This is a genomic window from Pseudoroseomonas cervicalis ATCC 49957, from assembly GCF_000164635.1.
Taxonomy (GTDB): Bacteria; Pseudomonadota; Alphaproteobacteria; order Acetobacterales; family Acetobacteraceae; genus Pseudoroseomonas; species Pseudoroseomonas cervicalis.
In genome coordinates this window covers 1-659 of sequence record NZ_GG771191.1, presented here as the reverse complement: position 1 = coordinate 659, position 659 = coordinate 1, and the positions used below count along the sequence as shown (strand labels likewise).

Below are 659 nucleotides of genomic sequence, written 5' to 3'. Positions count from 1 at the left end.
CGGCATGGCCCCGCCGCGCCAGCTCGGCCAGCAGGGTCGATTTGCCGCCGCCGGAGCAGCCGGACAGCACCACGAAGCGCCCGCTCATGCCGGCCTCAGGGCAGCGCCGCCAGCCGCGCGCCCAGCAGGGCGAAGAAGCCGTCGGCGTCCAGCCCTTCCAGCAGCCTCGCCTTGCGCGGCGCGCCACCGCGGCCCCAGCGGTCGATCCGGGTGCGGCCGCGATCCGGCCCCTCCAGCACCACCTCGGCCGCGACCTCGCGATGGGTGAAGAGCTGCGGCGCCACCAGCCAGGCCACCGCGCAGGGGTCGTGCAGCGGTGCGCCGCGATGGCCGAAGCGGCGCGAGGGGGGCACCGCCTCCAGAATGGCCAGCGCCGCCGCCAGGCAACGCCCGCCGCCCTGGGCGCGCAGGCCGGCGATGCGCTCGGGCGTGACCAGCGCCTGGGCGGTCAGCTCCAGCGTGGCCAGCGTCACCGGCGGGCCGGCCCGCAGCAGCAGCGCCAGCGCCTCCGGGTCCATGGCGGCGTTGAATTCGGCGGCGGCGGTCCAGTTGCCCTCGCCCAGCGCGCCGGTCATCAGCACGATCTCGGCGACGCGGCTGGCGAGGTCCGGCTCGGTCGCCAGGGCCAGCGCCAGGTTGGTGGCGGGCGCGATGCCCAG

1 protein-coding gene is annotated in these 659 nt (G+C 77.5%); it reads right to left on the bottom strand.

Translation table 11 applies throughout. The features are described 5' to 3' along the window. Window positions 1-95: 95 nt before the first annotated feature. A partial coding sequence (locus tag HMPREF0731_RS22510) for a nucleoside hydrolase (protein WP_007006583.1) occupies window positions 96-659 on the bottom strand: 564 nt, incomplete at its 5' end.